The organism is Bradyrhizobium sp. Cp5.3, assembly GCF_000426265.1.
GTDB classification, from domain to species: Bacteria; Pseudomonadota; Alphaproteobacteria; order Rhizobiales; family Xanthobacteraceae; genus Bradyrhizobium; species Bradyrhizobium neotropicale.
Genome location: NZ_AUFA01000005.1, coordinates 25,518 through 50,443 on the forward strand (window position 1 = coordinate 25,518; position 24,926 = coordinate 50,443).

Consider the following 24,926-nt stretch of genomic DNA (forward strand, 5'->3'; position numbering starts at 1 on the left):
TGCGCAGTGCAAAATGAGCAACCGGAGCTGAGGAATGAAGAGAATCCTGATCGGCCTGATCGCAGCGGCCGTGCTGGCCGCAGGCGGGTGGTTCGGCTTCAACCTCTACGCCAAACATCGCGCCACCGCCGAGATCGAGGCCGCGTTCGACCAGATCCGCGCCGGCGGCGGCAAGGCGAGCTACGGCAAGGTGACCTTCGACGTGATGAGCCGGACGCTGACGATCGAGGACATCGCCGTCGAGCCCGCCCAGCAGCCGCAGGCCCGTGTCAGGATCGCAAACCTCAAGGGCACGGGAGTCCGCCAGGTCGACGAGACGCGTTTCTCGGCAGACAATATCGAGCTCGCCGGCCTGGACGTCACGCTGGAGCAGGTCGGACCGCCGGTGAAAGCCGCCTACAAGATTCCGCAGGTCACGATCCGGGATTATTCCGGCCCGATCCGCGCCCAGAGCGCGCCGACGTCGAGCTCCCTCATCGACATCTGCCGGTTTGTGCTCGATCAATATGCGACCGTCACGGCATCTTCGGTCGTAGCCCCAACCCTCACCGTCTCATTCGATGCCGGCAGCAACGCCGGCGGCAGCGGCGACATCGTCTATTCGGGGCTCGCAATCCAGAAGCTCGCCCGGGGCAAGGTCGATGCGATGAAGGCGGACCGGGCCACCTTCACGATCAACGTGCCGCAGCCTGGCAAGCAGGACAAGGTGACCGGCGAACTCTCCAATCTCGTGGTCAATGATTTCGATGCGACCGCGATCGCCGCCACGCTCGATCCGCAGAAGACTAATGACGACAGCTACCACCGCATCTACCGGCAAATCGCCGCCGGTCCCTATGTGCTGACATCGGCACAGGGCGTGCGGATCGAGGTCGATGGCGTCACTTTCGACGAGATTGCGGTGCAGCCGTCAAAATTCCGGCCAGCCGAGATTCTGGCGCTGATGCCGGCGGACCGGTCGGTTCTCCCGACACCGGCGCAGTCGCGCGAGGTGATGGAGAAGCTCGCCGGGCTCTATGAGGGTCTTCGTGTCGGCAAGATCGAGGTCGGCAGGACGTCGATGGGAACGCCGCAAGGAACCGCCAGAATCAATGCGGTCCGCTACCAGCAAGGCGAATTCGCAATCGAAGGCCTCGATGCGCCGTCCCCGAAGGGCCAGTTCAAGATGGACCGCTTCGCTCTCAAATCCTTCAGCGCGGCGAACCTGATGCGTTGGGCGGCGGGCCTGACCAACCCTGGGCAGACGCCGTCGCCGGATCAGATGCTCGGCCTGTTCCGGGTGCTCGAAGGCGCCGAGATCAAGGGCGTGGTGTCGCCCTACGGGAATGCGAAGCAATCGGTGACCATCGATACGATCAGCCTGAACTGGGGCCAGCTGGTCGGACCGATCCCGAGCAAAGCCAATCTGGTCGTGAAGATGGTTGCCCCGACCGATCCGGCCAATCCGGCGCAGATGCCACTGACCATGGCCGGCATCGACAAGCTCGCGATCGATCTCGATCTCGGCGCCGCTTGGACCGAGTCGTCCGGCTCCTTTGCGCTCGCGCCTGCGACCATCGATCTTGGCAACCTCGCCAAGGCGCAGGCCCGCGTCGCACTCGCCAACGTGCCGCGTGGCGTGTTCACGTCCGATCCGGCGCAGGCCATGGCGGAGGCAGGGAAGATCGAGGCCGGCACGGTGGAGCTCAGCCTGCACGACAATGGCGTCGTCGACCTCGCGATCGCGCAGTTCGCGCGCATGCAGAATGTCGGCCGCGACGCCGCACGACAGGCGATCATCGACGGCATCAAGGCGCAGCGCGAACAATTCGCCGACGCCAATCCCGACGCAGGCGCAGCGGTGGATGCGATCGCGAGCTTCGTCGAGACACCCGGCCAGACGCTCGCCCTCAAGCTGACGCCGCTCGGCAAGGTGCCGCTGGTTCAGCTCATGGATCTCCTCAACACCGAACCGATCATCGCGCTGGCGCAATTCCGGATCGAGACGTCGACGGGGCTCTGAGGGCTGATCTCCACGGGGGCAGTGGTCGTTGAACCCGCTGCGGTCCCTCATTCTTCGTCATTGCGAGCGCAGCGAAGCAATCCAGACTGTCGCCGCGGTGGTGCTCTGGATTGCTTCGCCGCGCTCGCAATGACGATGTGGATGCGGCCTCTCCCCGCATCCGCCTTCGCCGAAGCTTTGGCGGGACAAGCGCGAGGAGAGGCATCGAGCATCACTTCTGCGGCAGGTTGACCCGGATGTGCAGCTCGCGGAGCTGCTTGGTGGTGGCTTCCGAGGGCGCGCCCATCAGGAGGTCCATGGCCTGCTGGTTCATCGGGAACAGCGAGATCTCGCGCAGGTTCGTGGTACCGCACAGCAGCATCACGATGCGGTCGACGCCCGCCGCCATGCCGCCATGCGGCGGCGCGCCGTACTGGAAGGCGCGGTACATGCCGCCGAAGCGATCGACCACTTCCTGCTCGCCATAGCCGGCGATCTCGAACGCCTTCACCATCGCTTCCGGCACGTGGTTGCGGATGCCGCCCGATGCGATCTCGTAGCCGTTGCAGGTGATGTCGTACTGGAACGCCTTGATGGTCAGCGGATCCTGTCCCTTCAACGCCTCCAGACCGCCCTGCGGCATCGAGAACGGGTTGTGGGAGAAGTCGACCTTCTTGTCGTCCTCGTTGTACTCGTACATCGGGAAGTCGACGATCCAGGCGAGTTCGAACCGCTCCTTGTCGGTGAGGTTCAACTCCTCGCCGACCTTGTTGCGGGCCAGCCCTGAGAACTTCCAGAACTTGTCGGGATCACCGGCGACGAAGAAGGCGGCATCGCCCTCCTTGACGCCGAGCTGCGCGCGGATCGCAGCCGTGCGCTCCGGCCCGATGTTGTTCGCGAGGGGACCTGCGCCCTCGCCGCCCTCGCGCCACATGATGTAGCCGAGGCCCGGCTGGCCTTCTCCTTGCGCCCACGAATTCATGCGGTCGCAGAAGGCGCGGCTGCCGCCGCCCGGCGCGGGGATCGCCCAGACCTGGTTCTTGGGATCCTCGAGCATGCGCGCGAACACCTTGAAGCCGGAGCCGCGGAAGTGCTCGGAGACGTCCTGCATCTCGATCGGGTTGCGCAGGTCCGGCTTGTCGCTGCCATATTTGCGCAGGGCTTCCGCGAACGGAATCCGGCGCCAGCCCTTGGTCACCGGCTTGCCCTTTGCGAACTCCTCGAACACGCCGGTGATCACCGGCTCCATCGCTGCGAAGACGTCGTCCTGCGTGACGAAGCTCATCTCGACGTCGAGCTGGTAGAATTCGCCCGGCAGACGGTCGGCACGCGGATCCTCGTCGCGGAAGCAGGGCGCGATCTGGAAGTAGCGGTCGAAGCCGCTCATCATGAGCAGCTGCTTGTACTGCTGCGGCGCCTGCGGCAGCGCGTAGAACTTGCCGGGATGGATGCGCGAGGGCACCAGGAAGTCGCGCGCGCCTTCCGGCGAGGACGCGGTCAGGATCGGGGTGTTGAACTCGAAGAAGCCCTGGTCCTTCATGCGCCGGCGCATGGAGTCGATGATCGCGACGCGCGTCATGATGTTCTGGTGCAGCTTCTCGCGACGCAGGTCGAGGAAGCGGTACTTCAGCCTGATGTCCTCGGGGTATTCCTGGTCGCCGAACACTGGCAGCGGCAGGTCGCCGGCGGGGCCCAGCACCTCGATCTCGCTGACATAGACCTCGACCTTGCCGGTCGGCAGGTCGTCATTGTCGGTGCCTTCCGGGCGACGGCGAGCCTTGCCGTCCATCCGCACCACGAATTCCGAGCGCAGCTTTTCGGCCAGCGAGAACGCCGGCGAGTCCGGGTCCACCACGCACTGGGTCAGGCCGTAATGGTCGCGCAGGTCGATGAACAGCACGCCGCCATGGTCGCGAACGCGATGGACCCAGCCTGAGAGGCGGACCGTCTCGCCGATGTTGCTGTCGCGGAGCGCGCCGCATGTATGTGACCGGTAGCGATGCATGGTCGTCCCAAAATCAATGTCGGAGGATCGAATCGGACGGCCAAAAGGCCGGTCCGAAGTTGCGGCAGGGTTTACCCGACGAGACCGGGGGCGGCAACCAAGGGAGCGGCCTGTTTTGGGCCCGGAACGTCCATTTTTGGACCGTTGGGGCCCAAGCCTTTCAAAGCTAGAGCCTTTGCCGATCGGCGTTCCCCGCCTATCTTTAGGGCCATGACGGTTCATTTCCCCTTCCAGAACTCCTATTCGGCGCTGCCGGACACCTTCTTCGCCCGGGTCGCGCCGACCCCGGTCGCCGCGCCCCGGCTGATCAAGCTGAACCGGCCGCTCGCGGTTCAGCTCGGGCTCGATCCCGAGGTCCTGGAGACCCCGGAAGGCGCGGAAATCCTGGCTGGCAAGACGGTTCCTGATGGCGCCGATCCCATCGCCATGGCCTATGCCGGCCACCAGTTCGGGCAGTTCGTGCCCCAGCTCGGCGACGGAAGGGCGATCCTGCTCGGCGAGGTCATCGACAAGGACGGCGTCCGCCGCGACATCCAGCTCAAGGGAAGCGGCCCCACCCCCTTCTCCCGTCGCGGCGATGGCCGCGCCGCGCTCGGGCCGGTGCTGCGCGAATACATCGTGAGCGAAGCGATGTTCGCGCTGGGCATTCCGACCACGCGATCGCTCGCCGCCGTCGTCACCGGCGAGCATGTGCTCCGCGAGACCGCGCTGCCGGGCGCGGTGCTGACGCGCGTCGCCTCGAGCCACATACGCGTCGGCACCTTCCAGTATTTTGCCGTCCGCCGCGACACCGACGCGATCCGCCGGCTAGCCGATCACGTCATCGCCCGCCACTATCAGGAGTTGTTCAACGCCGAGCGGCCCTATCACGCGCTGCTCGCCGGCGTCGTCGCGCGCCAGGCCGAACTGGTCGCGCGCTGGCTGCTGGTCGGGTTCATCCACGGCGTGATGAACACCGACAACACCTCGATCTCCGGCGAGACCATCGACTATGGCCCCTGCGCGTTCATGGATGCCTACGATCCGGCGCAGGTGTTTTCCTCGATCGACGAGATGGGCCGCTACGCCTATGCCAACCAGCCACGCATCGCGCTGTGGAATCTGACCCGGCTCGCCGAATGCCTGCTGCCGCTGTTCTCCGACGACCAGGAGAAGGCAATCGCGGAAGCGCAGGACATTCTCGGTGCCTTCCCCGACATCTTCAGCCAAGCCTATCAGGCTGGCCTGCGCAGGAAGGTCGGTCTGTTCACGGAGCGTGACGGCGACGAGGCCCTGATCCAGGACCTGCTCGACGCCATGGCGAAGAACCAGGCCGACTTCACCCTCACCTTCCGCAGGCTCGGCGATGCCGCAGGCAATGAGGACCGCGCTAGCGACGTCCGCGCGCAGTTCATGGATCCCTCCGCTTTCGACGAGTGGGCGAAGCGCTGGCGCGAACGCACCGGCTTGGAGCCGCAGTCCGCGGCCGAGCGGCAAGCCGATATGCACGCGGTCAACCCCGCCTTCATCCCGCGCAATCACCGCGTCGAGGCGGTGATCCAGGCCGCTGTCAACAACGACGATTACACGCCGTTCGAGGAGCTGGTGAAGGTGCTGGCCAACCCGTACGACGACCAGCCCGAGTATGCGGCCTACGCCGACCCGCCGCTGCCGGATCAGCGCGTTCTCAGGACGTTCTGCGGGACGTGAGGCGCGTCGATCTTCGTAGGGTGGATTAGCCGAAGGCGTAATCCACCATCGGCTCATTCCCGCTCTCCAAAGTCGCCGACGACATTGGAATCGCCGCCCCAATCCTCGGGAAACAAACCGGCGCGGACGTCGCGATGAAACGACGAGTACGGCCAGTCGCACACCCTTGAGACATGCCCATGCTTGACGGGATTGTAATAGCAATACGCGACGTGGCGCGCGTAGTCGGCCTCGTCGAGAATAAGATGTTCCCAAAACCGGCGTTGCCAGATGCCGCGTTCGTTCCGCGCGGCGCGGACCGCGCTCAACCGCTCGGTCGATGGCAGCGCTTTGGCGAAGCGGGTCTTGATGAGCCGCCAGCGCATCGAAAAACCGGAATCGCCTGGCGGCAATGTCCAGACTGCGTGCAGATGCTCGGGCAGAACTACAAACGCGTTGATGGCGAACGGAGAGCTCTGGCGAGTTGCGGCCACCGCCTCTCGCAAGATTCCGATCTGGTCAATCAAAAGAGCCTTACGCCGATCGAGTAGATTCACCGTGAAGAACCAGCATCCTCCGGGAACGAATGCGCGGCGGTAGTCGGACATCCTCGTCGGATATCACAACCTGAGATTGGTTCACAGTGGTGGATTACGCCTTCGGCTAATCCACCCTACACTGGTGCGGACCGAGCCATCCCACGCACCTTCCGGGTGGCGAGATCGGTCGATCCATCCAGCAGTTGCGGTGCAATGCGGTAGGCGTGGAACCGCTGTCATCAAACTGATACACTCGCGCTCTAACGGGCTGGCAGGCCGTCTTGCCGGAGGCGACCGTCCTCCCAAAATCCAGACAAGCGCGCCATGCCCTTCAAATTCATCCACATCACCGACACGCACATCGCTGGCCCCGGGCTGAAGCTCTATGGGCTCGATCCGCGCGCCCGGCTGGATGCCGCCATCGCCGACATCAACAAGCACCAGCTAGATGCCGCATTTGCGGTCGTGACCGGCGATCTCACCCATTGGGGCGAACCGGAGGCCTACGCTGATTTCGCCGCGGCGATGGCCGCGCTCAAGATGCCCTACATCGCCATGGTGGGTAATCACGACCGCCGCGTCGCCTGCCTCGACGGCCTCAAAGCCGCGCCGCGCGATCCCAACGGCTTCGTGCAGGGCACGCGGACCACCGAGCACGGCCTGTTCGTCTTCCTCGACACGCTGGACGAGACCAGCCACGCCGGCGAGATGTGCGCAAAGCGTTTCGAATGGCTCGCGAACACGCTTGCCGCGGCGCCCGCCGACACGCCGTTCGTGGTGTTCATGCATCACCCGCCCTTCCCGGTCGGCGTGCACGCAATGGACGAGATCGCGCTGAAGCAGAGTGCGGAATTCGCCGAGGTGATCGCGCCCTATCGTTCGCGCATCCGTCACCTCTTCTTCGGCCATGTGCACCGGCCGATTTTCGGCAGCTATGGCAAGATCCCCTTCTCCACCCTGCGCGGCACCAACCATCAGGTCTGGTTCGAGCTCGATCCCGCCGCCACCGACCATCTCGCGAGCCACGAGCCACCGGCCTATGGCGTGGTGCTGATCGATCAGGAAAACCTGGTCGTGCACAGCCACGACTTCCTCGACACCAGTCTGCGCTTCCCCTTCGCCGCACCGGCGGGAACGGACGACCGCGACTATGCGCTCAACTTCGCGGCGCGATGAGATGAGCCTCGCTGGACCCGCGGCTCTCCCGGTCGCGACCTCGGCGCCGCCGCGACTACATGCTCTCAGGAGATTTGCCGCTGGCCTCAAGGCCTCGCTGCCGGCCTATCTCCTGCTGCTGCCCTCACTGATCTTTCTCGCGCTGTTCACCTATGGCGCGATGGGCCGCGTGTTCGTCGATGCGCTCTACCAGCGCACAACGCCGAAGACGCCGGTCCGCTTCGTCGGCCTCGACAACATCGGCACGGTGCTTGCCGATCCCTCCTTCACCGGCGCGGTCGTCAACAACCTCATCTACGCCGTCGGCACCGCGATCCCGAGCATCGGCCTCGCGCTGTTGTTCGCGCTTGCGCTGTCGCGTACCAACGCGGTGACCAGCGCATTGCGCGCCGCGCTGTTCCTGCCGGTGCTGATCCCGATGGTGGCGGCGTCAGCGCTGTTCCTGTTTATCTTCCTGCCCAATGTCGGCCTGCTCGACTACTACATCGGCCGCCTGCTTCCGGTGCTGCCGAACTGGCTCGGCGACCCCGATATCGCGCTCTACGCGATCATGGTCATCACCATCTGGAAGAACGCCGGCTATTACATGCTGTTCTTCCTCGCCGGGCTCCAGGCGGTGCCCGAGGACGTCATGGAGGCGGCACATCTCGACGGCGCCGGACCGTTCATGCGGCTGCGCTACATCATCCTGCCGGAGCTTAAGCCCACCTTCCTGTTCGTCACGGTCATCGCAACGCTCAACGCGGTGACACAGGTCGACCACGTCTTCGTCATGACCAAGGGCGGCCCGTCGAACGCCACCAACCTCGTGCTGTTCTACATCTACGAGCAGGCCGTGGAGCATTACGACATCGGCAAGGCTTCCGCGGCGACGCTGCTGACGCTCGCGGCGCTGATGGCCCTGACCGCGCTCTCCTTCCGGACGCTTGCGAACCGGGAGGGCGGCCCATGAAACTGTTCGACGCACTGTTCAAGGAAGCCCCGCTCGCCACCCGGGGCGAGATCACGCCAAAGCTCGGTTTCGCGCTGACGGTGCTGCTCGCGATCGTCTGGCTGATCCCGTTCCTTTGGATGGGCGTGGCAACGCTGCGCCCCGCCTCCGACGGCATCAACCTCATGGCCGAGCTGATCCCGAGCGTGAAGCCGACGCTCGACAACATCAGGGATGCCTGGGAGATCGCCGATTTCCCGCGCTATTTCCTCAACACCACCTTCATCTGCACCGGCATCCTGCTCGTGCAGTTCGTCACGATCACGCTGGCGGGTTTTGCGTTCGCGCGCCTCGCCTTCGCCGGCAAGACGCTGATCTTCTATCTGTTCCTGATGCAGCTCATGCTGGTGCCGGTGCTGTTGATCGTGCCGAACCTGAGGCTCGTGGCGCAGCTCGGCCTCTACGACACGCTCACCGGCGTGATGATGCCGTTCTTCGCCTCCGCCTTCGGCACCTTCCTGATGCGCCAGGCCTTCGAAGCGATCCCGACCGAGCTGGAGGATGCCGCACTGATCGACGGCGCCGGCCTGCTCCAGCGCATCCGCCACATCTACGTGCCGCTGTCGCTGCCGAGCTTCTCCGCCTTCGCCATCATCTCCGTGACCAGCCACTGGAACGACTTCCTGTGGCCGTTGATGGTGATCAATTCGCCGGACAAGCGGCCGCTCACGGTCGGTCTGTCCGTCTTCACCGCCACGGCCGAGGGCACCCAGGCCTGGGGCACGATCGCCGCGGGCACGCTCATGGTGATCGCGCCGCTGCTCATCACGTTCCTCATTTTCCAGAAGCGCTTCATCAGCTCTTTCGTCACCTCAGGCATCAAATAGGAGATTTTTCGATGCTGTTCTCCCGCAGGCTCATGCTTGGCCTCGCCATCGCAGGCACTTTGGCTGGCGCCCTCGCCTTCCCGGCGATGGCCGAAGGCCCGACCGAGATCGACCTGTTCTTCCCCGTGCCCGTCGACGGCAAGCTTGCCCGCGACATGGGCACGCTGATCAAGGAGTTCAACGAGAGCCATCCCGCGATCAAGGCGACCGCCGTCTACACCGGCTCCTATGACGACACGCTGATCAAGACTCGCGCCGCGATCAAGGCCGGCAAGCCACCCGCCGCCGTGATCATGTCGGCGAACTTTCTGCTCGACATGCAGATCGAGAACGAGCTCACCAATCTCGATTCCCTGATCGCCGCCGACGGCACCACCAAGGAGCAGTTCCTCGGCCAGTTCTTCCCGGCGCTGCAAGGCAACGCGGTGATCAACCGCTCGGTCTACGGCGTGCCCTTCCACAATTCGACGCCGCTGCTCTACATCAACGCCGATCAGGCCAAGGAAGCCGGCCTCGACCCGGACAAGCCGCCGCAGACCTGGGCGGAGCTCACCGACTGGGCCAAGAAGCTCACCAAGCGCGAAGGCGACAAGGTCACGCGCTGGGGCATCGCCATCCCCTGCGCCTATGATTATTGCGGCTGGATGATGGAAACGCTCACCATGTCCAATGGCGGGCGCTACTACAACGAGGAGTTCGGCGGCGAGGTCTATTACGACACGCCCTCGATGCTCGGCGCGCTCACCTGGTGGAACGACCTCGTCGCCAAGCACAAGGTGCATGCGCCGGGCGCCACGCCAGGTCCGGCCGTGAGCACCTCCTTCATCTCCGGCAACGCCGCGATGATGATGCTGTCGACGGGTTCGCTGACCTATGTTCGCGACAACGCCAAGTTCAACTACAAGGTCGCCTTCATCCCGCGCAACGTCCGCAACGCCGTGCCGATCGGCGGCGCTTCGCTGATCATTCCGGCGGGCCTCGAGGCCGACAAGCAGAAGGCCGCCTGGACGCTGATCAAGTGGATGACCTCGCCGGAGAAGAGCGGCTGGTGGAGCCGCGCCACCGGCTACTTCGCGCCCAACATGGCCGCCTACAAGACGCCCGACATGGTCGACTTCCTCAACAAGAACCCGGACGCAAAGACTGCCGTCGAGCAGCTCGACGTCGCAAAGCCCTGGTTCGCGACCTACAAGACGGTGCCCGTCCGCAAGACGCTGGAGGACGAGGTGATGCTGGTCCTGAACGGCAAGAAGCAGCCCAAGGAAGCCCTCGCCGCCGCCCAGAAGGCCGCCGACGAGCTGCTCAAGCCGTACAACGCCGAGACCTCGCTGAAGCTGCCCTGAGGGCCGGCAAGATAGTCAACGACCTTCGGCGCTCCGCCATGCGGGGCGCCGAATGCGTTTTGGGACACGCGATCCGAGCCCCCGTTAACCTCTCGTCCACCATTCGACCCGTCCCGCCCGCGGTAACCACGAGAATTAACAGACCGTCAACGCGCCCCCGACAATTCTAACGGTCTTGCGGGGGATTTTGCCGTGGATCTGTTGGTTTTCGAGTTCCTGGGACTGGCGCTGGTCGCGATGTGCGTGGTCGTGGTGGCGCTGCCCTGCGCCCGCAAACCCTCGCAGCGGATCCGCTACGAGTAGGATTTGGAACGGTTCAAGCGATTCCGACCCAAATTCAAGGCCCGAATTCGCTACGAGCCCCTTGACATCACAGCACTTTCGGCAGAACGGCTGATGTACGTGTCATGGGCCGTTCATGGATCTGATTACCACCACCGCTGACCTCGCGGCTGCCTGCAGCCGGCTGGCCAAGCACCCCGTCATTACCGTCGATACCGAGTTCCTGCGCGAGACCACCTACTACCCGCTCTTGTGCGTGGTGCAGATGGCAAGCGCCGAGGAAGCCATCGTCGTCGACGCCCTGGCCGAGGGTATCGACCTCAAGCCGTTCTTCGAGCTGATGGCCAACGAGGCCGTGCTGAAGGTGTTCCACGCCGCCCGGCAGGACATCGAGATCGTCTGGCACCAGGCCAACATCATCCCGCATCCGGTGTTCGACACCCAGATCGCGGCCATGGTGCTCGGCTATGGCGACAGCATCGCCTACGATCAGCTGGTGGAGAAGGTCACCGGCCACCGGCCGGACAAGACCCATCGCTTCACCGACTGGTCGCGCCGGCCGCTGACCAAGGAGCAGATGCATTACGCGGTCTCCGACGTCACGCATCTGCGCGACGTGTTCGCCGCGCTCGACGCCGACCTCAAGAAGCGCCGCCGCAGCGAATGGGTCTCGATCGAGATGGAGATCCTGACCTCGCCGCGCACCTATGACTTCCACCCCGAACGGGCCTGGGAGCGGCTGAAGACGCGGGTGCGCAAGCCGAAGGACCTCGCGGTGCTGATGGAAGTGGCGGCCTGGCGCGAGCAGGAGGCGCAGAGCCGCGACGTTCCGCGCGGCCGCGTGCTGCGCGACGAGGCGATCAGCGACATCGCAACCCATGCGCCGACCTCGCTGGAGAAGCTCGCTCATCTGCGCTCGGTGCCGAAGGGCTTTGAGAAGTCCAAATGGGGCGCGGACATCGTCGCCGCGGTCGAGCGCGGACTGGCGCGCGATTTCGCGACGCTGCCGAAGCTGGAGAAGCCGCGCAACAATTCCAATGGTGCAGCGATCGTCGAGCTGTTGAAGGTCTTGCTGCGCATGACCGCGGAGCGTCATGCGGTCGCCAGCAAGGTGATCGCGACCGTCGACGATCTCGAAGAGATCGCGGCCGATGACGAGGCCGACGTGCCCGCCTTGCGCGGCTGGCGCCGCGAACTGTTCGGCGACGCCGCACTAAAGCTCAAGCGCGGCGAGCTGGCACTCGCGATCGAAAAGGGCCGCGTGATCGGGGTGAAGCGGGCGTAGCGACCGACAATCGGCGAGAATCGCAACGCCGACAGCGCCAATCCCTCACCCAGAGGAGCGCGGAACGCGCGTCTCGAAGGATGAAGGCCCGGCTCTCAGCCTCGCCGTTCGAGACGCGCGCAAAGAGCGCGCTCCTCAGGGTGAGGGTCGGCTATCTCTGATGCGTCCCTACGCCGGCGTCAGCTTCGCCGCCTCGCCCTTCATGTCGTCCAGCACGCCGGCGATCGCGGTGACGAGCTCGTCGATCTGGCTCTTGTTGACGATCAGCGGCGGGCAGATGGCGATGGCGTCGAGCATGTTGCGCGAGATCACGCCGCGCTCCTGCAGCATGCGGCTGGCGATGCCGCCGACGGCACCGGGCGTTGCCGCTGCGGTCTTGCGCTGCTTGTCGAGCACGAGCTCGAGCGCCGCGATCATGCCAACGCCGCGGACCTCGCCGACCAGCGGATGGCCGGCGAGCTCGCGCAACTTGCCTTGCATATAGGCACCCGTCTCGGCGGCATGCGCGACGAGGCCGCGCTCGTCGATGATCTTCAGGTTTTCCAGCGCCACGGCGGCACCAACGGGATGACCGCCGGCAGTGAAGCCATGGCCGAGCACGCCGATCTTGTTGCTCTCATCCGCGACCGGCTCGAACATACGGTCGTTCAGGATGATCGCCGACAGCGGGAAGTAGCTCGAGGTGATCTGCTTGGAGACCACGATCGCATCGGGCTTGATGCCATAGGTCTCGCAGCCGAACATCTTGCCGGTGCGACCGAAGCCGCAGATGACTTCGTCGGCGACCAGCAGGATGTCGTATTTGTTGAGGACCTTCTGAATCTTGTCCCAGTAGGTTGCCGGCGGCACGATGACGCCGCCCGCGCCCATGACGGGCTCGCCGAAGAAGGCGGCGATCGTCTCGGGCCCCTCCTTGACGATGAGGGCTTCGAGCTCCTCGGCCCGCCGCGTCGCAAAGGCCTCCTCACTCTCTCCCGCCGCGCCGTCCTTGTAGAAATGCGGCGAGCCCGTGTGCAGGATGTTCGGCAGCGGCAGATCGAACGAGCGGTGATTGTTCGGCAGCCCCGTGAGACTTGCGGAGGCGATCGTGACGCCGTGATAGGCGCGCAGGCGGCTGATCACCTTCTTGCGCTGCGGCTGTCCCAGCGCATTCGAGCGATACGCGATCAGTTTGAGCACGGTGTCGTTGGCTTCCGAGCCGGAATTGGTGAAGAACACCTTGCTCATCGGCACCGGCGCGAGCGCGACCAGCTTCTCGGCGAGATCGATCGAGGGCCCGTGCGATTTCGCGGAGAACGTATGATAGAACGGCAGCGCCTGCATCTGCCGGTAGGCGGCCTCGACCAGCCGCTTCTCATTGAAACCTAGCCCGACGCTCCATAGCCCGGCCATCGCCTCGAAATAGCGCTTGCCCGTTGCGTCGAAGACGTAAGGCCCCTCGCCGCGCTCGATCACCAACGGACCTGCCTGCTGATGGGTGCGCGCGTTGGTGTAGGGATGGAGCTGGTAGGCCACATCCCGGGCCTCTTGCGAATTCGGCAGCATCGACATTGCGGAGATCCTCTAGGCTTTACGTCGCCGGCACAGGCAGCGTCATCACTTGGCTATTGCGACACTAGAGAACTTGCAACGCCATTTCGCCAGCAGCAAATGCCCGGCAGCGATGCAGAAAGCGTCGCCGCGCCGCGTTCAGGCCGCCCCGTCGTCATCATCGTCATCGGCGGCCTCAGCGGCCTCCCTCGCTTCGACGAGCGCCATTGAGAGAAGATAGACGGTCGTGGGCAGGCCCAGCCGGCGCGCCTTCTCGGCCGCGCGTGACAGCTCGCCCGCCAAGTCCTTCAGCTCGTCCCCCCGAGACACCGCCCTAGTCCACCCTCGTCGCCGTCCACCTATCCGGTCGCGCCCGCTTGCATCGCGATGGCGCCGCTGGTCCTGATCAGTTCGGCGCTGGTGCGGATTATAGCAAAATTTCCGATGACATTCACCACTGCTTGCTTGTATGCGGCGGCATCGTCGGCGCCTGGCTGCCGGCAGGCCACGGCGTCGCTGACCACCTGGTAGCGATGGCTGCGATGAAACCCGTCGACGACTGTGGCCAGGACGGTCTCATCCAGGGAAAAGCCGAGTAGCACGCAGCGGACCGCGCGGATATTGGACATGTAGTCGACAAACCGCGCGGAACTGTAGGCCGAGGGCAGCGGGTGCTCGAACGTCATCTCTCCCGGCCGCGGCTTTGCTTCCGCGATCCAATCAGTCAGCTTGGATGCCGGATTGAACCATGCCGCCTGTGCGATGCGCTTTAAGTGCATCACCGGCCAGAGATTGTCGCGCCACAGCGTCAAAAGGTCGAGACAGCGCGGCAGCGCGGCATCGCCGTCGAGGATGACGTGGCGACGCCCCTGGGTCAGATATTCGACCTGGAGATCCGCGCAGACCAGGATCGGCGGATCGTCGTGGGTTGGATCCAGCATCTTCTTGCTTGTAGCTGCGCCAATTTCAACGATCAGCGAGCGCGAGGTCACGCAGTGGCGAGGTCACCGCCCGCCCGGCGGAAGCATCGAGCACGCCAGGCCGGTCCCAGTCGCCCTCGGGGCGAATGATCACATAGGGATCGCTGTCCAGCGTGATGGCGTCCGGACCCGGCTCGATCTCGAGCACCATCTCGGTGTAGGAGAAATCGGAGAACGTGACTTTGCGATTGTGACCGAGCGGCTTGGCGCCGAAATGGGCCCAGAAATCGACCAGCCGGTCCTGCGCCTGGCCGTAGATTTTGCGAAACCCCTTGCGCTTCACATAGTCGACGCTCGCCTGCACCAGCTTGAACGAAACGCGCGAGCGCCGATATTGGTGACGCACCGCGAGCCGCTCCACCTTGGCGAATTCGCCAAAGAAGCGCACTCGCAGGCAGCCCGCAGGCTCGTTACCGACGAAGCCGATGAAATGCGCCGCCACCAGATCGTTGCCGTCGAACTCCTCCTCGAAAGGACAATCCTGCTCGGCGAGATAGACCGCGGAACGGATGGCGGTGACGAGCATGAGATCGCTGGGATCGCGCGCAAGCCTGACGGTGATGGCGCGGGAGTCTGGTTTGGCGAGAGGAATCCTAGTGCCGTGCATCTGCAAAACTCCTTGCTTGGATGATCGCGCCCGGCATGCGCAGCGGCTGTCTGTTCCAGGGCCGCTCGTAACACCAGAGGTCGGGTTGAAAGCTCGGGACGGGCTCAAAACCCGTCGCCTTCATGATGTCGCGTCCTGCCAGCGTCGACGGCTGTGCATAGCAGTCCGCACTGCGAAACCGCGCCTGGCGCAGATGTGCCGCGGCCTTGCCGAGACCGGCGATGCCACGGCCCGTGGCCGCGATCGCCCAGATGTAGATGGCAGACACCTCTTCATTAGCGGCGGCGAGATGGCGCGTGTCAGGCGCGGTCAGGCAGATTTCGTCGAGCAGCAGCGCGTCGTGCCCGCGGTCATTGAGAAACAGGAAAGCCATGCCGCCAACGAGGCGCCCCTTCCGGCTGAAGGTGAGCAGGCTCTGGGGATCGAAGGTGAAGTAGTTTGCAAGCTCCGCCGTCCCGATCCGCACGCCCGGCACCAGCCGGCGTGCCATGTCGGAAAGCGCAGCAATTTCCGAAAATTGCGCGCAACGGACATCGGTGTCCGGGCTCAGTGGCAACGAGTCGAAATGATGCCTTGCGGCAAACGAGCCCCTTTCCATACCCATGTCACCCCTCTATCGTTCGCTGTTTTCGCGCCCCGCTATGACAACGAGCTTAGCGGTTGGGGATCAGGAGTATGCAGCAACTATTGCACCGGGGTGCTGCGATGATGCAGCACCGTGAAGAAGCCCTGGATGCGTCCTGGGACGATTTGAAGCTGTTTTTAGCGTGCGCGAAATTTAAAAGTTTTCGCAACGCGGCCGAGGAACTCGGCATGACATCGACGACGCTGATGCGCAGGATCGATCGGCTCGAAGAGAGCATCGGCTGCAAGCTGTTCCTGCGCGACCAGAGCGGGCTCACGCTCAGCGACGAAGGCACCGCGATGATTGCCGACGTCGCTCATATGGAACGTCACGCCTTCAACGTATTCCGCCGCGCCTCGCGTTCGTCGAACGACACGGCCGGCACCGTGCGCGTCGCGGTGACTGAAGGTCCCGGGAATTTCTGGATCCTGCCGCGGCTGATCGATTTCCAGAAGACCTATCGCAAGATCACCGTCGATCTACGCTGCGCGATGGAACAGACCGACGTCGCGCGCCTGGAATCCGACATCGCAATCCAGCTCGAGCCGCCGACCAATCCCGACCTGATCGTCACCAAGCTCGGCCGGCTGCACATCTATCCCTTCGTTTCGAAGGACTATGAGAGTCTCTACGGCGTACCGGCGACGCTCGCCGAATTGAACAACCACCGCATCATCAAGCAGAGCGCGCCGCAGGTCGACGACGGCGCCTATGCCCGCGTGCTCGGACTGAAATCGCTGGAGGGCATCGTCGGCATCAAAACCAACTCCTCGGTCGGCGTGCTCTATGCGGTGGAGCGCGGCGCCGGCATCGGCTTCCTGCCGACGGTCTCGATCGCGCTCGGTGCACCGCTCATCGCCGTCGATCTCGGCGTCAGTCACCACGCCGATCTCTGGCTCACCTATCACAAGGAGTTCCGCACGTCGGAGCGGCACAAGATCGTGGTCGACTGGCTGAAGAAGATTTTTGACCCCAAGGCCTACCCCTGCTTCCGCGACGAGTTCATCCATCCGAACGCACTGGTTCCGATGATGGCGGCAGCACGCGAAGGATTTGGTCTCAGCGGTTATGTCGCGGCGACACCGAGGTGAGCTCGCGCCTCACCATTTGTACTCGAAGCCGACCGTGCCCTGGTGCGACTGGAGGTCGTTGCGGAACTTGGCATCGTAGTTGATGTAGAGTCGCGCGGTGTTGGTGAGGCTGAGCGAGGCGGCCGCACCCGCATCCATGCCGTAGCGGCTCTCGCCGATGCCGGGCACGATGACGCTCGTGGTCCCCAGGCTGACCTGAACCGAGCCCAGGTTCTGATAGAAATTGTCGACGAACTTGCCGTAGGCGGACAGGTCGAGGATCTTCCGGTCGAAGATGAAGTAGCGTCCGATCTCGGCCCCGATCAAGGCGCGCGCACGCGAGATCGTGGTCGAGCCGACATTGAACGGATCGAGTCCACCGGTCTCCTGGAACGACGCGCTGGTGGCGCGGACATATTCGAGCGCGCCCTTGGGCACGATCCGCATCTGGTCCTTGGTCCAGTAGTAGCTGATCTCAGTCAGCGCGCCGTCGACCGTGGCGCGGTAGCCCGCGGTTGCGAGACCAAAGCCGGTATCCCTGCTGGAGTGGACCTTGCCGGAGCCGTGCACCACTGCAAAGGCCCAGGTCCACGGCCCCTTGTCGACGGAACCGTTGACGCCGAACTGGGTCAGGTCGAGCGTGGCCGATTGCAGCGCCAGCGGGACGTCGACATCAGTATGGCTCTGATCGACGGAGAAGCCGATGTTCACGCCCGGCGCGAGCCGCGCCCCAAAGCCGGCGACGCCGCCGAACGTCTTGCGCTTGTCGCCGACGAAATCGCCCTGCGCATCGGTCCGTACCGAGATGCCATAGCCTTCGAACCATGTGCGGTAGCGCGGATCCTCCGTGCTCTCCGACGCACCGCCGCCACCGGGATTGGTGCGCAGTGCGCGGTTGATGCCGCCCGACGCCTGATTGCCGAGCCGCTCCAGGAAGCTCGATCCGAGATCGAGCGAGGTGGCGGTCGGCACCGGAATTGGGGTCGGTGACGGCAGCGGTGTGGGCACCGGAGGCGGGGGTGTCGGGCTCTGCGCGAAGCCCGGCGTGGCGGCCGACATCACCATGACGAACGCGAGAGCCGCGGCGATCGCAGCCGCGATCCTGCGGACCCGATCCAGCCTGATCATCCGTGTCCCGGAGAGCTGCGACGCGCAGCACATGACAACAAATCCCGAAGCAAAAGGCGGCGCGCAAAAATGCAACACGCGCGGCGTTACGTGCCGCGATTTGTGCCGAACTGCCACGGGTGGTCAATCGGTCGCAGGGTTCGCCCAAGGAAGATTAAGGGGGATTGCCTCCGATTGTGGTTCCGCTGCCACAGGTCATAAATCGCCGCCGGACATATTCGCGTCGCTCTTGAAAATCGCGCGTTGCTTGCTAACGGCCGGTTTTCATGTTGCAATATCAGGCACAATCGGATTTGGCCGCTCGGCTGTGCGTATCGTGACGTTGAGACTCAAGACTCGAACAGACTTCCGGAAGCCCGTTTGTGGCGTGGCACGCGCAAAAGCGTGGCCGCGTCTTTTTTATATCTAGTGGAGGAGACTAGCGATGCCGCAAAAGGGCACCGTCAAATGGTTCAACCCGACCAAGGGCTATGGGTTCATCAAGCCGAACGGCGGCGACAAGGACGTGTTCGTCCATATCTCCGCCGTCGAGCGTGCCGGACTCTCCACCCTCAATGAAAACCAGGTGGTTGAATACGACCTCGTGGAGAACCGCGGCAAATCGTCCGCCGAGAATCTCAAGGTCTCCTGATCCCTTCGCATTGTTCTCGCGTAGAGATCACGACGTTGCCCCCGGCTCTGCCGGGGGATTTTGTTTGGGCCGCATGCATGATGAGGATTCGACCGGTCCGGGACGCTGACCTCGACGCGCTCTATGCGATCTCGCTTGCGACGGGGTCCGCGGGAGCCGACGCAGGTCATCTCTACCAGGACGACCGACTGTTGGGTCACATCTACTCGGCCCCCTATGCACGCCTCGCGCCCGATCTTGCGCTCGTGGTCGAAGACGAAGCCGGAGTGGCCGGATTTGCAGTCGGCGCGATCGATACCGAAGACTGGGAAGCGCGGCTCGAGCGGGAATGGTGGTCCGACCTCCGCAGGCGCTATCCCGATCCCACCGGGGCACCCGGCGACTGGACCGCGGATCAAAGGCGTTGCGCCATGATCCATCATCCCGAGCGGACACCGACGAACATCGCGCAGGACTACCCGGCCCACATACATCTGAATCTGCTGCCGCGGCTGCAACAGCAAGGCCTCGGCACGAGACTCTTGCAGGCGTGGCTTGAGCTCGCGCACGAGAGATGCGCGCGCGCCGTCCATGTCGGCGTCAATCGCGCCAACGCGCGCGCACTGGAATTCTGGGCACGGCAGAGCTTTCAGCCGTTGCAAGCCAATGGCGGCGCGGCTCGCACCGCCTGGTTGGGCCGTCTAACGGTCGGTTAGGTCCGAGGCCCGGGCCACGACGGGCGAAACCAGGAAATTCTCGGAAGCGCCGCTTCCCTCCGTCTTGCAGACCTCGCCGACGATCCGGACCTTGCCGGTGGCGAGCAGCCGCAGCGCCTCGGGATAGATGCGATGCTCGACTTCGAGGATGCGCTCCGAGAGCGTATCCCCTGTGTCGTGGTCGCTGACGGGAACCGCGCCCTGCATCACAATCGGGCCGGCGTCGGTGGCGGGGATCACGAAGTGCACTGTCGCGCCAGACAGTTTCACCCCGGCGCGCAGCGCCTGGCCGTGCGGATCGAGGCCGGGAAAGGACGGCAAGAGCGACGGATGGATGTTGAGCATCCGTCCGTACCAGCTTTGGGTGAATTCGGCCGTGAACAGGCGCATGAAGCCGCCCAGGCAAATCAGCTCGATGCCGTGCTGATCGAGCGCGGCCTGCAGTACCGCCTCAAAACCGGCGCGGTCCTTGCCGAACGGCTTGCTCTCGATCACCAGCGTCGGCACCCCGCTCGCCTTCGCCCGCTCCAGCCCCGGTGCATCGGCCTTGTTCGAGATGACGAGCGAAATCTCAGCCGGGAAATCAGGCGCGGCCGCGGCCTTGATCAGCGCGGCCATGTTCGAGCCCCGGCCGGAAATCAGGATGGCGACGCGGCGTTTCATCGGTTTACAGCGCGAGATCGAGGCGGCCGCTATAGACGACGCGATGCTCGCCCTCGGCCGGGATCACGGTGCCGAGCTGGGCCACCGTCTCGCCAGCATCGGTGAACACTTGCGTCACCTTATCCACCGCGTCTGGCTCGACGATCGCGATCATGCCGATGCCGCAATTGAAGGTGCGCAGCATTTCCAGCTCGGCGATGCCGGCCTGCGCGGCCAGCCATTTGAACACCGGCAGCACCGGCAGGCGCGTCAGATCAATGCCGACGCCGAGATGTTTTGGCAGCACGCGTGGAATGTTGTCGGTGAAGCCGCCGCCGGTGATGTGGGCGAGCCCCTTCACCGCGCCGGTCTCGCGGATCGCGCGCAGGCAGGATTTGACGTAGAGCCGCGTCGGCGTCAGCAGCGCGCCACCGAGGGTCATGACCGGCGAGAACGGCGCCTTCGCCTCGAAGCCGAGGCCGGACTGCTCGACGACCTTTCGCACCAGCGAGAAGCCATTGGAATGGACGCCGGAGGACGCAAGGCCAATCACGGCATCGCCCGCGGCAATGTCCTTGCGCGGCAGGAGCGTGCCGCGCTCGGCGGCGCCGACGGCAAAGCCGCCGAGATCGTAATCCCCGTCCTTGTACAGGCCCGGCATCTCGGCCGTCTCGCCGCCGATCAAGGCACAGCCGGACTCGCGGCAGCCCTCGGCCACACCTGCGACGATCGCGGCGGTGGCCTCCGGGTCGAGCTTGCCGCAGGCAAAATAGTCGAGGAAGAACAACGGCTCGGCGCCCTGCACCACGAGATCGTTGACGCTCATGGCGACGAGGTCGATGCCGATCCCGCCATGCAGGCCGGTCTCGATCGCGATCTTGACCTTGGTGCCGACGCCGTCCGTCGCGGCGACCAGGACGGGGTCCTTGAAGCCGGCCGCCTTGAGGTCGAACAGGCCGCCGAAACCGCCGATTTCGGCGTCGGCGCCGGGGCGAGCGGTGGCGCGCACCATCGGCTTGATCAGGTCGACCAAGCGGTTGCCCGCATCGATGTCGACGCCTGAATCGGCGTAAGTGAGGCCGTTTTTGCGGTCGGTCATGCCCGATTTCCAGTGGGTTTGCGGCTGGTTACGTCGAATTCCGGGGACACGCAATGGCTCGCATGGCGCCCGGGGCTATACTATGTAGATATCAACCGGTTCAGCCTTCAAAGGGTCGGATTTGAGGTCAGACAAGGTGCCAGGAAGCGCCGCGTGAGTATCCCGAACATCATTACCCTTGGCCGTATCATGCTGGTCCCGATCATCGTCTGGGCCATCGTGTCGAGCCAAATGGAAGTGGCGTTCGCGGTGTTCCTGATCGCCGGCATCAGTGACGCCGTCGACGGTTTCCTGGCCAAGCGCTTCAACATGAGGAGCGAGCTCGGCGCCCTGCTCGACCCCCTCGCGGACAAGGCGCTGCTGGTCTCGATCTACCTGGCACTCGGCATCTGGGGCGACATCCCGCGCTGGATCGTGATCCTGGTGGTGTCGCGCGACATCATGATCGTGGCCGCCGTGATCGTGTCCTGGCTGTTCGACAAGCCGGTCGAGATGAAGCCGTCGATGGTGTCCAAGCTCAACACCGCGGCCCAGGTGGCCTATGCGGCCTTGGTGCTGGCCGCCCTCGCCTTCGGCTTCAGGCCGGCACCCTATGATATTATCCTGATGGGCTTCGTAACGGTCTTCACACTGTCCTCGGTGTCGCTCTATCTCGTCGAGTGGCTGCGGCACATGAGCACCATCGAGGCAAAATGAGCGGCCCAGCAAATGGGCCAAATCGAGTTGAACGAGCAGCGCTCGATCCGTCAGACCCCTTCAAGTGAGGCCGGCACGCCCGGCATGGAGCAAAGCAAGCGTGGCAGGCCGCGTTCATCCCCGACAGTTGGCGTTTTCGCTTCCGCATGCGGAGAGCCTCAGCCGGGACAATTTCCTTGAAGGGCCTGCCAACGCGGCCGGTCTCGCCTTGATCGATGGCTGGCCGGAATGGCCGAACCGGATCATGTGGCTGGCCGGCCCGGAAGGATCGGGCAAGAGCCACCTCGCCGCGATCTGGGCCGAGGAGGCCGGTGCCCGCTCGACCACGGCCAATGCGCTGACCGCGTCTACCGTGCCGGGGGCACTGGCGACGGGTGCGCTGGTGGTTGAGGATCTCAGGGTTGGGGCCTTCGACGAGCGCGCCCTCTTCCACCTGATGAATCTGGCCCGCGAGGACGGCGCTTATGTCCTCTTCACCGGACGCGAACTTCCGGCCGCGCTCGACATTGAGCTACGCGACCTGCGCTCGCGCCTGCGCGCCGTGCCAGCGATCTCGCTGCTGCCGCCGGACGACCAGCTGTTCCGCGGCCTGATCGTAAAGTTCTGCGCCGACCGCCAGCTCACGGTCGACGAGAGCGTGGTCAGCTACCTTGCCACCCGCCTGGAGCGGTCCTCGGCCGCCGCCCGGCGCGCGGTAGAGCTGCTGGACAGCGAGGCGCTGCGGCTCGGCCGGCCCGTGACCCGGGCGCTCGCCGCCGACCTGCTGCGCGATGCCTGACCGGGCCGCCCTTCCGACGCCGCTTGACGCGGCCGGGCGGCGGAACATCAATGTCATCGAAACGTCATCGCCTTAACACATGCTCCCGCCGGTTTTGCGCGTAAGTCGCAAAAGTAAGGCGAGACAAGATGGACCGACTTCTGATGGAATCCGCGCAAGCTATTGAAGTAAAAGAGAAAGCTCCGGAAGCCGAAGGACTGCCGGCGATCGCCACGAGCCCTGAGCGATTCATCAACCGCGAGCTCTCCTGGCTGCATTTCAATCGCCGCGTCCTCGAAGAATCGGTCAATGCCCACCATCCGGTGCTGGAGCGGGTGCGATTCCTGTCGATTTCGGCAAATAACCTCGACGAATTCTTTATGGTCCGCGTCGCCGGCATCAAGGCCCAGGTACGCGAGGGCATTCCCGAGCGCAGCCCCGACGGCCTGACGCCGTCCGAACAGCTCGCGCTGATCAACCGCACCGTCTCCCAGCTTGCCAGCGACCAGCAGGCGATCTGGCGCGACCTGCGCGGCACCCTCGCCGACGTCGGCATCGTGCTGGTCGACGGCAAGGACGTCACCAAATCCGAGCGGATCTGGCTCGAGGACTACTTCCTCAACAACGTGTTCCCGCTGCTGACGCCGCTGGCGATCGACCCTGCGCACCCCTTCCCGTTCATTCCGAGCCTCGGCTTCACTATCGCGCTACAACTAACGCGCGCTGCCGACGGCAAGCAGATGAACGCGCTGATCCGCATGCCCGGCAAGATCGACCGCTTCATCCGCATGCCCGGTGACGGCAAGGTCCGGCTGATCTCGCTCGAACAGGCCACCGCCCTGTTCATCAACCGCCTGTTCCCCGGCTACAATCTTCACGGCCAGGGCGCCTTCCGCATCATCCGCGACTCCGAAATGGAAATCGAGGAAGAGGCCGAAGACCTCGTCCGCGTGTTCGAGACCGCACTGAAGCGCCGCCGCCGCGGATCGGTGATCCGGCTCGAGATCGATGCCAAGACACCGGAGGAGCTGCGCAGCTTCGTGCAGCATGCGCTGTCCGCCGCCGACGACGAGGTCTTCCTCGTGGATGGCGTGCTCGCCATGAACGAGCTCTCGCAGCTCACCCGCCTCGACCGGCCCGACCTCGAATTCACCCCTTACGTGCCGCGCCATCCCGAGCGTGTGCGCGAGCATGGCGGCGACATCTTTGCCGCGATCCGGCAGAAGGACCTGATCGTCCACCACCCCTACGAATCCTTCGACGTGGTGGTCCAGTTCCTGCAGCAGGCGGCGCGCGACCCCGACGTCGTCGCGATCAAGCAGACGCTCTATCGCACCTCCAACAACTCGCCGATCGTGCGCGCGCTCGCGGAAGCCGCCGAGGCCGGCAAGTCCGTCACCGCGCTGATCGAGCTGAAGGCGCGCTTCGACGAGGAGGCCAATATCCGCTGGGCGCGCGACCTCGAGCGCGCCGGCGTGCAGGTCGTTTACGGCTTCCTCGAACTCAAGACTCACGCCAAGCTTTCGATGGTGGTGCGCCGCGAGGGCGGCATCCTCACCACCTATGTCCATACCGGCACCGGCAACTACCATCCGGTCACTGCGCGCATCTACACCGACCTCTCCTACTTCACCTCGGATCCGACCATCGGCCGCGACGCCGCGCGCGTGTTCAACTTCATCACCGGCTATGCGGCGCCGAGCGATCTGGAAAAGATGGCGGTGTCGCCGCTGACGCTGCGCGGACGCATCATCGAGCACATCCAGGCCGAGACCGCGCATGCGCGGCACGGCCGGCCCGGCGCGGTCTGGATGAAGATGAACGCGCTGGTCGACCCCGACATCATCGACGCGCTCTACGAGGCCTCGCAGGCTGGCGTCCAGGTCGAGCTCGTGGTGCGCGGCATCTGCTGCCTCAGGCCCGGCATCCCCGGCCTGTCGGAGAACATCCGCGTCAAATCCGTCATCGGACGCTTCCTGGAACACGGCCGAATCTACTGCTTCGGCATGGGCCAGGGCCTGCCGAGCGCCAAGGCGGCTGTGTATATCTCCTCGGCCGACATGATGCCGCGCAACCTCGATCGCCGCGTCGAGGTGCTGTGTCCGTTGCAAAATCCGACTGTGCATCAGCAGGTTCTCGAACAGATCATGGTCGCGAACTTGAAGGACAATGAGCAGAGCTGGCAATTGTTGCCGGACGGGTCCTCAACGCGTATGAAGGCCGCGAAGGGCGAGGAGCCTTTCAACGTGCACAACTACTTCATGACAAATCCGAGTCTGTCTGGCCGTGGAAAGTCGCTCAAGGAATCCTCGCCGCGCCGTCTCACGCGCCGGAACGAACGTCATCAATCCTGATCGGAGTTTGTCGTG

General features: G+C 64.4%; 23 protein-coding genes. 13 read left to right on the forward strand and 10 right to left on the reverse strand.

Annotated elements, in window-relative coordinates; translation table 11 throughout:
- Nucleotides 1–34 precede the first annotated feature (34 nt).
- A complete protein-coding gene (locus K289_RS0110095) occupies nt 35–2,002 on the forward strand; it encodes a hypothetical protein (protein ID WP_027551396.1) in 1,968 nt (655 codons plus the stop codon).
- Between the two features lie 211 nt (nt 2,003–2,213).
- Here the strand turns inward: K289_RS0110095 and aspS are convergent, their stop codons facing one another.
- Entirely contained in the window at nt 2,214–3,986 is a 1,773-nt protein-coding gene (aspS, locus tag K289_RS0110100; protein ID WP_027551397.1) for an aspartate--tRNA ligase, read from the reverse strand.
- 210 nt (nt 3,987–4,196) lie between these two features.
- Here aspS and K289_RS0110105 point away from each other — a divergent pair, with 210 nt between their 5' ends.
- A complete protein-coding gene (locus K289_RS0110105) occupies nt 4,197–5,675 on the forward strand; it encodes a YdiU family protein (RefSeq protein ID WP_027551398.1) in 1,479 nt (492 codons plus the stop codon).
- 53 nt (nt 5,676–5,728) lie between these two features.
- Here the strand turns inward: K289_RS0110105 and K289_RS0110110 are convergent, their stop codons facing one another.
- Nucleotides 5,729–6,262, reverse strand: coding sequence for a transposase (locus tag K289_RS0110110; RefSeq protein ID WP_027551399.1), 534 nt, complete (start codon nt 6,260–6,262; stop codon nt 5,729–5,731).
- Between the two features lie 255 nt (nt 6,263–6,517).
- Between K289_RS0110110 and K289_RS0110115 the strand changes: the two genes are divergently transcribed.
- The 5 genes from K289_RS0110115 to rnd all read left to right on the forward strand — a co-directional run bounded on the left by K289_RS0110115 (nt 6,518) and on the right by rnd (nt 12,097).
- Nucleotides 6,518–7,369, forward strand: a complete 852-nt coding sequence (locus K289_RS0110115; protein WP_027551400.1) for a phosphodiesterase — start codon at nt 6,518–6,520, stop codon at nt 7,367–7,369.
- Between the two features lies 1 nt (nt 7,370).
- Nucleotides 7,371–8,321: a carbohydrate ABC transporter permease gene (locus K289_RS0110120; RefSeq protein WP_027551401.1), complete on the forward strand. Its 951-nt coding sequence runs from the start codon at nt 7,371–7,373 to the stop codon at nt 8,319–8,321.
- Nucleotides 8,318–9,187, forward strand: a complete 870-nt coding sequence (locus tag K289_RS0110125) for a carbohydrate ABC transporter permease (RefSeq protein WP_027551402.1) — start codon at nt 8,318–8,320, stop codon at nt 9,185–9,187. Before K289_RS0110120 ends, K289_RS0110125 begins: the two co-directional genes overlap by 4 nt.
- 11 nt (nt 9,188–9,198) lie before the next feature.
- Nucleotides 9,199–10,530, forward strand: coding sequence for an ABC transporter substrate-binding protein (locus tag K289_RS0110130; RefSeq protein ID WP_027551403.1), 1,332 nt, complete (start codon nt 9,199–9,201; stop codon nt 10,528–10,530).
- A 418-nt stretch (nt 10,531–10,948) separates the two neighbouring features.
- Complete coding sequence (rnd, locus tag K289_RS0110140; RefSeq protein ID WP_027551404.1) at nt 10,949–12,097, forward strand: ribonuclease D; 1,149 nt, start codon at nt 10,949–10,951, stop codon at nt 12,095–12,097.
- A 168-nt stretch (nt 12,098–12,265) separates the two neighbouring features.
- On the opposite strand, the gene K289_RS0110150 is transcribed toward rnd, so the two are convergent.
- The 5 genes from K289_RS0110150 to K289_RS0110170 form a co-directional block, all read right to left on the reverse strand.
- Nucleotides 12,266–13,648 carry an aspartate aminotransferase family protein gene (locus K289_RS0110150; protein ID WP_027551405.1) on the reverse strand — a complete coding sequence of 461 codons (1,383 nt, stop codon included), beginning with the start codon at nt 13,646–13,648 and terminating at the stop codon, nt 12,266–12,268.
- Between the two features lie 138 nt (nt 13,649–13,786).
- The gene (locus tag K289_RS51480; protein ID WP_198024690.1) at nt 13,787–13,930 is read right to left on the reverse strand and encodes a hypothetical protein; all 144 of its coding nucleotides are present in this window, start codon (nt 13,928–13,930) and stop codon (nt 13,787–13,789) included.
- Nucleotides 13,931–13,986: 56 nt separating this feature from the next.
- On the reverse strand, nt 13,987–14,568 hold the full coding sequence (locus tag K289_RS0110160; protein ID WP_027551406.1) for an isochorismatase family protein: 582 nt from the start codon (nt 14,566–14,568) through the stop codon (nt 13,987–13,989).
- A 25-nt stretch (nt 14,569–14,593) separates the two neighbouring features.
- A complete protein-coding gene (locus K289_RS0110165; RefSeq protein ID WP_027551407.1) occupies nt 14,594–15,214 on the reverse strand; it encodes a GNAT family N-acetyltransferase in 621 nt (206 codons plus the stop codon).
- Nucleotides 15,201–15,818, reverse strand: a complete 618-nt coding sequence (locus K289_RS0110170) for a hypothetical protein (protein WP_027551408.1) — start codon at nt 15,816–15,818, stop codon at nt 15,201–15,203. Before K289_RS0110170 ends, K289_RS0110165 begins: the two co-directional genes overlap by 14 nt.
- A gap of 71 nt (nt 15,819–15,889) precedes the next feature.
- Between K289_RS0110170 and K289_RS0110175 the strand changes: the two genes are divergently transcribed.
- A complete protein-coding gene (locus K289_RS0110175) occupies nt 15,890–16,930 on the forward strand; it encodes a LysR family transcriptional regulator (protein WP_027551409.1) in 1,041 nt (346 codons plus the stop codon).
- A 9-nt stretch (nt 16,931–16,939) separates the two neighbouring features.
- Here the strand turns inward: K289_RS0110175 and K289_RS0110180 are convergent, their stop codons facing one another.
- Nucleotides 16,940–18,070 carry an autotransporter outer membrane beta-barrel domain-containing protein gene (locus tag K289_RS0110180; RefSeq protein WP_027551410.1) on the reverse strand — a complete coding sequence of 377 codons (1,131 nt, stop codon included), beginning with the start codon at nt 18,068–18,070 and terminating at the stop codon, nt 16,940–16,942.
- A gap of 391 nt (nt 18,071–18,461) precedes the next feature.
- On the opposite strand from K289_RS0110180, the gene K289_RS0110185 reads away from it, so the two are divergent.
- Nucleotides 18,462–18,668 (forward strand): cold-shock protein, encoded by a 207-nt coding sequence (locus K289_RS0110185; protein ID WP_008551638.1) that lies wholly within the window; start codon nt 18,462–18,464, stop codon nt 18,666–18,668.
- A gap of 77 nt (nt 18,669–18,745) precedes the next feature.
- Nucleotides 18,746–19,363, forward strand: a complete 618-nt coding sequence (locus tag K289_RS0110190; RefSeq protein WP_027551411.1) for a GNAT family N-acetyltransferase — start codon at nt 18,746–18,748, stop codon at nt 19,361–19,363.
- Here the strand turns inward: K289_RS0110190 and purN are convergent.
- The gene (gene purN, locus K289_RS0110195; RefSeq protein ID WP_027551412.1) at nt 19,349–20,026 is read right to left on the reverse strand and encodes a phosphoribosylglycinamide formyltransferase; all 678 of its coding nucleotides are present in this window, start codon (nt 20,024–20,026) and stop codon (nt 19,349–19,351) included. The two genes, K289_RS0110190 and purN, sit on opposite strands and share 15 nt — an antisense overlap.
- A gap of 4 nt (nt 20,027–20,030) precedes the next feature.
- Nucleotides 20,031–21,104 carry a phosphoribosylformylglycinamidine cyclo-ligase gene (gene purM / locus K289_RS0110200; RefSeq protein WP_027551413.1) on the reverse strand — a complete coding sequence of 358 codons (1,074 nt, stop codon included), beginning with the start codon at nt 21,102–21,104 and terminating at the stop codon, nt 20,031–20,033.
- 153 nt (nt 21,105–21,257) lie between these two features.
- On the opposite strand from purM, the gene K289_RS0110205 reads away from it, so the two are divergent.
- From K289_RS0110205 to K289_RS0110215, 3 genes are all read left to right on the forward strand, one after another.
- On the forward strand, nt 21,258–21,800 hold the full coding sequence (locus tag K289_RS0110205) for a CDP-alcohol phosphatidyltransferase family protein (protein ID WP_027551414.1): 543 nt from the start codon (nt 21,258–21,260) through the stop codon (nt 21,798–21,800).
- A gap of 100 nt (nt 21,801–21,900) precedes the next feature.
- Nucleotides 21,901–22,578 carry a DnaA ATPase domain-containing protein gene (locus tag K289_RS0110210; protein WP_027551415.1) on the forward strand — a complete coding sequence of 226 codons (678 nt, stop codon included), beginning with the start codon at nt 21,901–21,903 and terminating at the stop codon, nt 22,576–22,578.
- Nucleotides 22,579–22,721: 143 nt separating this feature from the next.
- Nucleotides 22,722–24,911, forward strand: a complete 2,190-nt coding sequence (locus K289_RS0110215) for an RNA degradosome polyphosphate kinase (RefSeq protein WP_027551416.1) — start codon at nt 22,722–22,724, stop codon at nt 24,909–24,911.
- Nucleotides 24,912–24,926: the final 15 nt, after the last annotated feature.

Bases quoted from the DNA above. Each gene is read 5' to 3' on its own strand.
- K289_RS0110130 (WP_027551403.1), top strand. From the start codon at position 9,199: ATGCTGTTCTCCCGCAGGCTCATGCTTGGCCTCGCCATCGCAGGCACT.
- K289_RS0110170 (WP_027551408.1), bottom strand. From the start codon at position 15,818: ATGGGTATGGAAAGGGGCTCGTTTGCCGCAAGGCATCATTTCGACTCG.
- K289_RS0110175 (WP_027551409.1), top strand. From the start codon at position 15,890: ATGCAGCAACTATTGCACCGGGGTGCTGCGATGATGCAGCACCGTGAA.
- K289_RS0110190 (WP_027551411.1), top strand. From the start codon at position 18,746: ATGATGAGGATTCGACCGGTCCGGGACGCTGACCTCGACGCGCTCTAT.
- K289_RS0110120 (WP_027551401.1), top strand. From the start codon at position 7,371: ATGAGCCTCGCTGGACCCGCGGCTCTCCCGGTCGCGACCTCGGCGCCG.
- K289_RS0110110 (WP_027551399.1), bottom strand. From the start codon at position 6,262: ATGTCCGACTACCGCCGCGCATTCGTTCCCGGAGGATGCTGGTTCTTC.
- K289_RS0110185 (WP_008551638.1), top strand. From the start codon at position 18,462: ATGCCGCAAAAGGGCACCGTCAAATGGTTCAACCCGACCAAGGGCTAT.
- K289_RS0110125 (WP_027551402.1), top strand. From the start codon at position 8,318: ATGAAACTGTTCGACGCACTGTTCAAGGAAGCCCCGCTCGCCACCCGG.
- aspS (WP_027551397.1), bottom strand. From the start codon at position 3,986: ATGCATCGCTACCGGTCACATACATGCGGCGCGCTCCGCGACAGCAAC.
- K289_RS0110165 (WP_027551407.1), bottom strand. From the start codon at position 15,214: ATGCACGGCACTAGGATTCCTCTCGCCAAACCAGACTCCCGCGCCATC.
- K289_RS0110160 (WP_027551406.1), bottom strand. From the start codon at position 14,568: ATGCTGGATCCAACCCACGACGATCCGCCGATCCTGGTCTGCGCGGAT.
- K289_RS0110215 (WP_027551416.1), top strand. From the start codon at position 22,722: ATGGAATCCGCGCAAGCTATTGAAGTAAAAGAGAAAGCTCCGGAAGCC.
- purN (WP_027551412.1), bottom strand. From the start codon at position 20,026: ATGAAACGCCGCGTCGCCATCCTGATTTCCGGCCGGGGCTCGAACATG.
- rnd (WP_027551404.1), top strand. From the start codon at position 10,949: ATGGATCTGATTACCACCACCGCTGACCTCGCGGCTGCCTGCAGCCGG.
- K289_RS0110095 (WP_027551396.1), top strand. From the start codon at position 35: ATGAAGAGAATCCTGATCGGCCTGATCGCAGCGGCCGTGCTGGCCGCA.
- K289_RS0110150 (WP_027551405.1), bottom strand. From the start codon at position 13,648: ATGTCGATGCTGCCGAATTCGCAAGAGGCCCGGGATGTGGCCTACCAG.
- K289_RS0110105 (WP_027551398.1), top strand. From the start codon at position 4,197: ATGACGGTTCATTTCCCCTTCCAGAACTCCTATTCGGCGCTGCCGGAC.
- purM (WP_027551413.1), bottom strand. From the start codon at position 21,104: ATGACCGACCGCAAAAACGGCCTCACTTACGCCGATTCAGGCGTCGAC.
- K289_RS0110180 (WP_027551410.1), bottom strand. From the start codon at position 18,070: ATGTGCTGCGCGTCGCAGCTCTCCGGGACACGGATGATCAGGCTGGAT.
- K289_RS0110115 (WP_027551400.1), top strand. From the start codon at position 6,518: ATGCCCTTCAAATTCATCCACATCACCGACACGCACATCGCTGGCCCC.